The 8,732-nt window shown below is 58.7% G+C and carries 9 protein-coding genes and 1 pseudogene; 7 read left to right on the plus strand and 3 right to left on the minus strand.

Going from position 1 to position 8,732, the window contains the following annotated elements; genetic code table 11:
• The 4 genes and pseudogenes from Q0O19_RS13005 to Q0O19_RS13020 form a co-directional block, all read left to right on the plus strand.
• Positions 1 to 152, plus strand: a pseudogene (locus Q0O19_RS13005) (uroporphyrinogen-III C-methyltransferase); the annotation flags it as partial.
• A gap of 23 nt (positions 153 to 175) precedes the next feature.
• On the plus strand, positions 176 to 1,423 hold the full coding sequence (locus tag Q0O19_RS13010) for an NAD(P)/FAD-dependent oxidoreductase (RefSeq protein WP_295523657.1): 1,248 nt from the start codon (positions 176 to 178) through the stop codon (positions 1,421 to 1,423).
• Positions 1,424 to 1,575: 152 nt separating this feature from the next.
• The gene (gene rpsU / locus Q0O19_RS13015) at positions 1,576 to 1,788 is read left to right on the plus strand and encodes a 30S ribosomal protein S21 (RefSeq protein WP_019428257.1); all 213 of its coding nucleotides are present in this window, start codon (positions 1,576 to 1,578) and stop codon (positions 1,786 to 1,788) included.
• A 117-nt stretch (positions 1,789 to 1,905) separates the two neighbouring features.
• Positions 1,906 to 2,352 carry a GatB/YqeY domain-containing protein gene (locus tag Q0O19_RS13020; protein WP_295523659.1) on the plus strand — a complete coding sequence of 149 codons (447 nt, stop codon included), beginning with the start codon at positions 1,906 to 1,908 and terminating at the stop codon, positions 2,350 to 2,352.
• 13 nt (positions 2,353 to 2,365) lie between these two features.
• Here Q0O19_RS13020 and Q0O19_RS13025 read toward each other — a convergent pair whose 3' ends face one another.
• A complete protein-coding gene (locus Q0O19_RS13025) occupies positions 2,366 to 3,256 on the minus strand; it encodes a DMT family transporter (RefSeq protein WP_295523661.1) in 891 nt (296 codons plus the stop codon).
• A gap of 13 nt (positions 3,257 to 3,269) precedes the next feature.
• Positions 3,270 to 4,667, minus strand: a complete 1,398-nt coding sequence (gene pmbA, locus Q0O19_RS13030; RefSeq protein WP_295523662.1) for a metalloprotease PmbA — start codon at positions 4,665 to 4,667, stop codon at positions 3,270 to 3,272.
• A 103-nt stretch (positions 4,668 to 4,770) separates the two neighbouring features.
• On the opposite strand from pmbA, the gene yjgA reads away from it, so the two are divergent.
• Together yjgA and mog are read left to right on the plus strand one after the other, a co-directional pair.
• Positions 4,771 to 5,430: a ribosome biogenesis factor YjgA gene (yjgA, locus tag Q0O19_RS13035; protein WP_295523664.1), complete on the plus strand. Its 660-nt coding sequence runs from the start codon at positions 4,771 to 4,773 to the stop codon at positions 5,428 to 5,430.
• A complete protein-coding gene (gene mog, locus Q0O19_RS13040) occupies positions 5,423 to 6,019 on the plus strand; it encodes a molybdopterin adenylyltransferase (protein ID WP_295523666.1) in 597 nt (198 codons plus the stop codon). Before yjgA ends, mog begins: the two co-directional genes overlap by 8 nt.
• A 281-nt stretch (positions 6,020 to 6,300) precedes the next feature.
• On the opposite strand, the gene Q0O19_RS13045 is transcribed toward mog, so the two are convergent.
• Complete coding sequence (locus Q0O19_RS13045; RefSeq protein ID WP_295523667.1) at positions 6,301 to 6,630, minus strand: hypothetical protein; 330 nt, start codon at positions 6,628 to 6,630, stop codon at positions 6,301 to 6,303.
• Here Q0O19_RS13045 and rpoD point away from each other — a divergent pair.
• On the plus strand, positions 6,599 to 8,732 hold a 2,134-nt coding region (rpoD, locus tag Q0O19_RS13050), incomplete at its 3' end, for an RNA polymerase sigma factor RpoD (RefSeq protein ID WP_295523669.1). The genes Q0O19_RS13045 and rpoD overlap by 32 nt on opposite strands.

Below are 8,732 nucleotides of genomic sequence, written 5' to 3' on the forward strand. Positions count from 1 at the left end.
GGCAGGCCCTGACCACACTCGGTGATTTGTTGAACACCATGCAGCGAGAAGGCATGAAAAGCCCCAGCGTCATCGTGGTCGGTGATGTGGTGCAAGGCGCGCGGGCATGGCCACAGGCCACGCCGGTCACGTTGTCTCTTCGATCGGCCTGACCCGCCCTTTACACTCCTGACCCATGAGTACATGGGATGTGGTGATCGTGGGGGCCGGGGCTGCCGGTTTGTTTTGCGCTGGCTTGGCAGGCCAGCGCGGCCTCAAAGTGCTGTTGATCGACCACAGCGACAAAATCGCCGAAAAAATCCGCATCTCGGGTGGTGGGCGCTGCAACTTCACCAACCGGTTGCTGGATGCATCGGCTCCACAAAAACACTTCATCAGCCAAAACCCCCACTTTTGCCGTTCGGCCTTGTCGCGTTACACGCCGCAAGATTTCATCGACCTGGTGCAAAAACACGGCATCGCCTTCCATGAAAAGCACAAGGGTCAGCTGTTTTGTGACCATTCGGCCGAAGACATTATCCGCATGCTGTTGGCCGAATGCACGGCCGGGGGCGTGCAGATCCGCTCCGGCTGCAGCGTGAAATCCATGCAAGCGCCCACCGAAGAGAACACACGCTACTTGCTTGAAACCAGCCAAGGCAGCCTGCAAACCACCGCCCTGGTGGTGGCCACAGGGGGCTTGTCCATCCCCAAAATCGGGGCCAGCGACTGGGGCTACCGCATCGCCAGCCAATTTGGTCTGCGCTTGGTGGCGCAACGACCTGGCCTGGTGCCTCTGACCTTTGACGGCGATGCCTGGGCACCTTATGCCCAGCTGGCCGGCTTGGCCCTGCCCGTCAGCATCGAAACGGGCGAGAAAAAAGCCCGCATGCACTTTGACGAGGACTTGCTGTTCACCCACCGGGGCTTGTCTGGTCCTGGGGTCTTGCAAATTTCCAGTTACTGGCAAGAAGGCACACCGATCCAACTGAATCTGGCCCCCGAAGTCAACTTGTCCGAGCGTTTGCAAGACGCCAAGCTGAGATCCAAAAAACTGCTGGGCAACGAATTGGCCACCTTGGTGCCTGGCCGCTTGGCCGAAGCCTGGGTCAGCCAAGACCCCGCCTTGCAACGCACCTCGGCCGAAGTGCCCGACAAAGCCTTGAACAAACTGGCTGATGCGCTGTCGAAATGGCGCCTGACCCCCACAGGCAGCGAGGGGTACAAAAAAGCAGAAGTCACACTGGGCGGGGTGGACACGCGCGATGTTTCCTCGCAAACCATGGAGTCCAAGCAGCCCGGCCTGTACTTCATTGGCGAGGTGATCGACGTGACGGGTTGGTTGGGCGGCTACAACTTCCAATGGGCCTGGGCCAGCGCCCACGCCTGTGCCGAAGCATTGGCGGCAAGTTTGTCACCCCATTCACAGCAAAGCGCAGCATGAAATTATGGCTTTTATGGCTATAATCTCAGGCTTTGCTGGCAAACCCCCGTCTGCCAAATACTAGTTCGTGACGGGGATCCGCCGTAACTGGCTTTCAAGGGCCCGATCTCCCTTGCTTGCGCAGCCGGCACATTTTTGGAAACTTTGATTCAATGACCACCATCCGTGTGAAAGAAAACGAGCCGTTTGACGTTGCCCTGCGTCGCTTCAAGCGCACCATCGAAAAACTCGGTCTGCTGACAGACTTGCGTGCACGCGAGTTCTATGAAAAGCCCACCACCGAGCGCAAGCGCAAGAAGTCTGCTGCCGTCAAGCGCCACTACAAGCGTGTGCGCAGCATGCAGTTGCCCAAGAAGATGTATTGATCTTCCGTTTTGTATGACCTGCCAAGGTCTGCAAACAAGCCCGCTGGAGGACGCTCAGGCGGGCTTTGTTGTTTCTGATCCCGTTTCCTAGTTGAAAACCTATCCCAGGAGCCTCTCATGAGCTTGAAAGAACAAATCACCGAAGACATGAAAACCGCCATGCGCGCCAAAGACGCCGAGCGACTGGGCACGATCCGTTTGCTGCTGTCGGCCATGAAGCAAAAAGAAGTGGACGAGCGCATCGAGCTGGACGATGTGGCGGTGGTGGCCATCGTGGACAAGCTCATCAAGCAACGCAAAGACTCGATCGCGGCTTTTGAACAAGCCGCGCGCCAGGACCTGGCCGACAAGGAAAAGGCTGAAATGGCTGTTTTGGTGGCTTACCTGCCAGCGCGCATGTCGGCCGAAGAAGTCACAGCAGCCGTACAAGCCATCGTGGCCGAATTGGGCGCCAAGGGGCCTGGCGACATGGGCAAAGTGATGGGCGCTGTCAAATCCCAACTGGCTGGCAAAGCCGATATGGGTCAGGTGTCGGCTGCGGTCAAGGCTGCGCTGGCGGGCTGATGCCCTGAAACAGCTAGGTCTGAAAAATCAGCGCCGCCCCAACGACTGCCAACAACGCCCCAGCCCAAGCTCCCCAAGCCGGGTGACGGCGGTAGACCACCCAAAGCAGCGGTAACAACAAAATCGGGGTCAAGGAGGAAAAAATCCCCACCAAATTGGCCTGACCGGTTTTCAGCGCTTGGGACACCAGGGTCATGCCCAGGGCCATCGCCACCACTGCGCTGGCCGCCGTGTTGAACAAGATGCGAGGGTTCAGGGGGCTTTGCAGCCGTGCGACTTTGGCACCCACCCAAAGCAAGGCCAAGTGGGCCAAAAAACTGGCCGATGTGCGCACGGCAGAAGCAGCCACTGCGTCCACACCCGCCACCATCAAAGGCTTGATCATCAAGGTGGCGGTTGAATGACAGACGGCTGCCAGAAGCCCCAGCAAAACACCCTTCCACAAAGACCCTTGGGTGTTTTCCCAAGCATGGGTTTCGCTGTCGCGCCGGCCCCACACAATCGCCACCATCACACCCGACACCAGCAAACTGCCACCGACCAACGTCCAGCCCCAGAGGGTTTCGCCCAAAAACAGCCAAGCCAACAAGGTGGAAAAAAGAGCGTGTGTGGCAAAAAGCACCCCGCTGCGGCGCGGCCCCAGACGGTTCATGCACGCAAACAGGGCTGTGTCGCCGATAAAAATACCGATCAGGCCGGACAGCGCCAGCAAGGCGATGCTGCCGCCGTCCAGGCTGCGCCATTGACCCGTCCAAAGCGCCAGCGCCCACAGCAAGGTGAGTGCAAAAAACAAGCGCCAACGGGTAAAAGCAAACGCGCCCATTCGGCTGGAAGCTGCGGCAGAGAACAAGCTGCCCACCGCCCAAGACAAAGCGGCCAGTGCCGCCAAGAGTTCAGCCTGCACCGCGCCGCTGGCCTTAACTGCCGGCCAACTTCATGCGGTTGACGAGGATGGAGCCGGTTGATTTGGCGCCCATGTTGTAGGTGTCAGAGCCCACCGCCTCAATGCCCTTGAGCATGTGCTTGAGGTTACCCGCGATGGTGATTTCATGGACCGGATACGCGATCTGGCCGTTTTCGACCCAAAAACCACTGGCCCCGCGCGAATAATCGCCCGTGACGTAGTTCACGCCCTGCCCCATCATCTCAGTGACAAACAGGCCCGTGCCCAGCTTTTTCAGCATCGCGTCCAGGTCGTCCCCGGGCTGTGTCTGGCGAGAAGTCAAGGCCAGGTTGTGCGAGCCCCCTGCATTGCCCGTGGTTTTCATGCCCAGCTTGCGGGCCGAGTAGCTGCTCAAAAAATAGCCTTCAACACGACCACCTTTGACCACCTGGCGTCGCACCGAGCGCACGCCTTCGTCGTCAAAAGGCGAGCTGCCCTTGCCGCGCAAGACAAAGGGGTCTTCTTCAATGTCGATGTGCTTGGGGAACACCTTCTTACCCAGCGAGTCCAGCAAGAAACTGCTCTTTCGGTAAAGCGCCCCCCCACTCACGGCTTGCACAAAACCACCCAACAAACCAGCAGCCACGGGCGATTCGAACAGCACAGGGCATTCGGTGGTGGCGATTTTCCTTGCCCCCAAACGCGACAAGGCTCGCTCGGCTGCGTAACGGCCCACGGCCTCTACCGAGGCCAACTCTTGGGCCGAACGCATGGAGGTGTACCAGGCATCGCGCTGCATTTCGGCGTTGCGGCCAGGCAGCTTGGCAATCGGCGCCACCGACACGCTGTGCCGCGAACTGGCATAACCACCTCGAAAGCCGTGCGTGTGGGCACTGAAAAAATGGCTTTGCTGGGCCGACACGGCGGCGCCATCGCTGTTGGTGATGCGGCGGCTGGTTTTCAGGGCGGCGGCTTCGCACTGCAAGGCGATGCGGGCGGCCTCTTCGCTGTTGATCAACCAGGGATGGAACAAGTCCAGATCACGCTGATGGGTTTCGATGTCGGCTTCGTCGGGCAAACCAGCTGTGGGGTCTTCGGCCGTGAAGCGGGCAATGTCGAAAGCGGCTTGAACGGTTCGCTCAATCGCCGCTTTGGAAAAATCCGATGTGCTGGCGTTGCCACGTCGGTGGCCCACATAGACCGTCACGCCCAAGGATTTGTCGCGGTTGCGCTCCACGTTTTCCAGCTCACCCTTGCGCACGCTGACCGACAAGCCGCAGCCTTCTGAGGCTTCGGCACCCGCGTTGGTGGCGCCGAGTTTTTTGGCGTGGTGCAAGGCCGTGTCCACCAGCTCTTCAAAATGGTCACGCGAGTAGCTGAAGCCGTCATGGGCTTGTGACGAAGTGGCTTTGTCGGAGGCGGTTTTTTTCACAGAATGTTTCTCAAAGCAGATGGCGAACGCTCAGCGCGCAGTGGCCGCTATGATACTTGCCACCTAGCCTGCGCGCTGCATCAGAGAATGAGTTCCCCCAGTCATGTCCCGTAAACCCAAAAAAGGCTATTTTGTCCGTGGTCAATTTGTTGCCGAAGGCAGCGAACTCGACTTGGAGTACAAGCGCGAACTCAAAGGCGGCTTGGATGGACCGAGCCGCACCGAACTCAAGCGCGAAAGCACAGAACTGCAGGAATTGGGCACGGACCTGCTGACCTTGCGCAAAGACCTGATGGATAGCCTGACGCTGCCTGACAAATTGGTCGATGGCCTGGCCGAGGCCAAGCGCATCACCAACTTTGAAGGCAAGCGCCGCCAGATGCAGTTCATTGGCAAGCAGATGCGCCTGCTCAGCCCCGAAACCCTGCAGGCGGTGCGTGAAGCGCTCGACATTCAGCGCTTGGGCAGTGCCAAAGACACGCAAGCCCTGCATTTGGCAGAGGCTTGGCGCGACCGCCTGATGGCGGACGATGCGGCGGTTGTCGAGTGGATCGCGCACCAGCCACAAACGGACATCCAGCAACTGCGCGCCTTGGTGCGCCAAGCCCGGAAAGACGCTGTGCCGGTGAGCAATGCCACTGTCTCACAAGGCCTGGCCCCCCGGCAAAGCCGGGCTTACCGGGAGCTGTTCAAGTTTGTCCGCAGTGTGCTCACGGGCGGCGAAAGCGACCACACAGCGCAAGAGGAAGCTGAAGATGAGTGAATTGCTTTTTGATTCGGTCAAGATCGGCATCGTGTCCATCAGCGACCGCGCCAGTTCGGGGGTTTATGAAGACAAAGGTCTGCCCGCCTTGCAAGGCTGGTTGACCCAAGCGCTGCACAACCCGATCACCTTCGAGCCGCGCCTGATTCCTGATGAAAAAGAGCGCATCAGCGCCACCCTGATCGAATTGGTCGACGCCGGTTGCGCCCTGGTGCTCACCACTGGGGGCACGGGCCCGGCTTTGCGCGATGTCACCCCCGAGGCCACATTGGCCGTAGCGGACAAGGAAATGCCTGGTTTTGGCGAACAAATGCGCCAGATCAGCCTGAAATTTGTGCCCACGGCCATTCTTTCCCGGCAGGTGGCCGTCATCCGCGGCCAAAGTCTGATCATCAATCTGCCCGGCCAGCCCAAGTCAATTGCCGAGACGCTGGAAGGCCTGAAAGACGCCGATGGCCAAACTGTGGTGCACGGCATTTTTGCTGCGGTGCCTTATTGCGTCGATTTGATCGGCGGCCCGTACATGGAAACACGCGAAGCCATCTGCAAGGCCTTTCGCCCCAAAACTGCCATTCGACCTGCGCTCTGAAAAACCTGCCCTTCCTTCGGTATAATCCATCCTTTTCGGCAAGAGCGACAGCAGCACCTCCGGCTAGACCACCGCCATCCAAGCGATGCCCCCATGTGGGCCGGTCACCGTTCCGCAAGGACTGCACTCCAAATGTTCGCCCTCCATCTTGTCCTTGCAGTATCAACACCCATATTAGGTTTTGACCTGTGTCCTTAACCCACGCCTGCGCCGGGATGTATTTGGCGCTGACTGTGTCCGTTTCCTTGTCTGTTTTGATGTTCTGAGGTGTTCATGCCTGCTCAAAAGTCGAAGAAGCCTGCCCAGGCCCCTGCCAAATCCAAACCCGTTGCCAAGACACCTGTCGCCAAAAAAGCCCCCGCGCCCGTCGCCAAGCCCAAAGCCACAAGCCCTGCGACTGCCAAAGCCCCAGCCAAAAAGCCCGCCCCCGTGGTGAGCAAGGCCAAGGCGCCTGCCAAAGTCGCTGCCCAACCCGCAGCGAAAACGGCAGCAAAACCGGCAGCCAAGGCGGCACCCAGCCAAGTCAAAGCAACGGCAACCCCGGCCTCTACCGCCAAGCCTGTGAAGAAAGCCGCATCTGTGCCCGCCAAGAAATCTGAAGTGATCGACAAGAAACCTGCCAAAGCAGCCAAGCCATCCGCACCCGCTGAAGACAAAAAGCCAGCTGCCAAAAAAGTGGTGGTCGGTGCCAAACGTGGCCCCAAGAAAAAAGGGAGCATCGCCGAGCCCAGCTTGGAAGACGAACTCGAAATTGAAGCCGACCTGGAAGGCGAGCCCGTTGTAGAAACCGGGTCAGATTCCGCTGAGAAGGTCAAGCCTCTGCGCATGAAGATCAGCAAGGCGAAAGAGCGCGCCTTGATGAAGGAATTTGGTTTGGACGAAACCGTCCTCACCGAAGCCGAAATGAAGCAACGCCGCGACCGCTTGAAGGCGCTGATCAAGCTGGGCAAAACCCGTGGCTACCTCACCAACGGCGAGATCAGCGACCACTTGCCCGACAAACTGGTCGATGCCGAAACCCTGGAAGTGGTGATTGCCACCTTGAACGACTTGGGTGTGGCGGTGTACGAGCAAACGCCCGACGCCGAGAGCCTGATCATCACCGATAACGCGCCCACCGGCTCCACAGAAGAGGAAGCCGAAGAAGCCGCGGAGGCCGCCCTGTCCACCGTAGACAGTGAGTTCGGCCGCACCACCGACCCTGTGCGCATGTACATGCGTGAAATGGGCACCGTGGAGTTGCTGACCCGCGAAGGTGAAATCGAGATCGCCAAGCGCATCGAAGGCGGCTTGATGGACATGATGGCCGCGATCAGCGCATCGCCTGCCACCATCGCCGAAATTTTGCGCCTGGCCAATGAAATTCGTGAAGGCAAGATCGTGATCTCCACTGTGGTGGACGGTTTTGCCAACCTGAACGAAGCCGATGACTATGTGGCCGAAGAAGACTTCGACGAGTTCGACGAAGCCGACGACGACGATGGCAAAGGTGGCTCCAAAGCCCTGACGAAAAAACTCGAAGAGCTGAAAAACCAGGCCCTGGAGCGCTTTGACCGCATCACCGAGTACTTTGAAAAAGTGCACAAGGTGTACGACAAGGAAGGCTGGGGCACGCCCGCCTACATCAAGGTGCAATCGGCGCTGTCTGAAGAGCTGATGACCATCCGCTTCACCGCCAAGACGATTGAAAAACTGTGCGACATGGTGCGCGGACAAGTCGACGATGTGCGCAAAAAAGAACGCGAATTGCGCCGCATCATTGTGGACAAGTGCGGCTACCCGCAAGACAACTTCATTGCGGACTTCAGCGGCCGTGACAAAAACGGCAAACGCATCGAGTCGCAACTGCTCAACCTCAAGTGGATCGAAAAGCAAGCGGCCGCTGGCAAGAGCTGGAGCGCCGTCATGGGCCGCAACATCCCGCCCGTGCAGGACCTGCAGCAAAAGCTGATGGACCTTCAATCGCAAGTGGTGGTGCCACTCGATGAGCTTAAAGACATCAACAAGCGCATGAACGCCGGCGAGCGTTCTTCACGCGATGCCAAGAAAGAGATGATCGAAGCCAACTTGCGCTTGGTGATCTCGATCGCCAAGAAGTACACCAACCGCGGTCTGCAGTTCCTTGATCTGATTCAGGAAGGCAACATCGGTTTGATGAAGGCTGTGGACAAGTTCGAATACCGCCGTGGCTACAAGTTCTCGACCTATGCCACTTGGTGGATCCGCCAGGCCATCACCCGTTCGATTGCGGACCAGGCCCGCACGATCCGCATCCCGGTGCACATGATCGAAACGATCAACAAGATGAACCGCATCTCGCGTCAGCACTTGCAGGAATTCGGTTTCGAGCCCGATGCCTCCATCCTGGCCGAGAAAATGGAAATCCCGGAAGACAAGATCCGCAAGATCATGAAGATCGCCAAAGAGCCGATCTCCATGGAAACGCCTATCGGCGACGACGACGACAGCCACTTGGGTGACTTCATCGAAGACAGCACGCACACCGCGCCCATCGATGCGGCCTTGCAAGCGGGCCTGCGCGACGTGGTCAAAGACATCTTGGACAGCCTCACGCCTCGCGAAGCCAAAGTGCTGCGCATGCGTTTTGGCATCGAGATGTCCACCGACCACACGTTGGAAGAAGTGGGCAAGCAGTTCGACGTGACCCGCGAACGCATCCGCCAAATTGAAGCCAAGGCGCTGCGAAAACTCA

The organism is Limnohabitans sp. Rim8, from assembly GCF_945869175.1.
In the GTDB taxonomy this organism is placed as follows: domain Bacteria; phylum Pseudomonadota; class Gammaproteobacteria; order Burkholderiales; family Burkholderiaceae_C; genus Limnohabitans_A.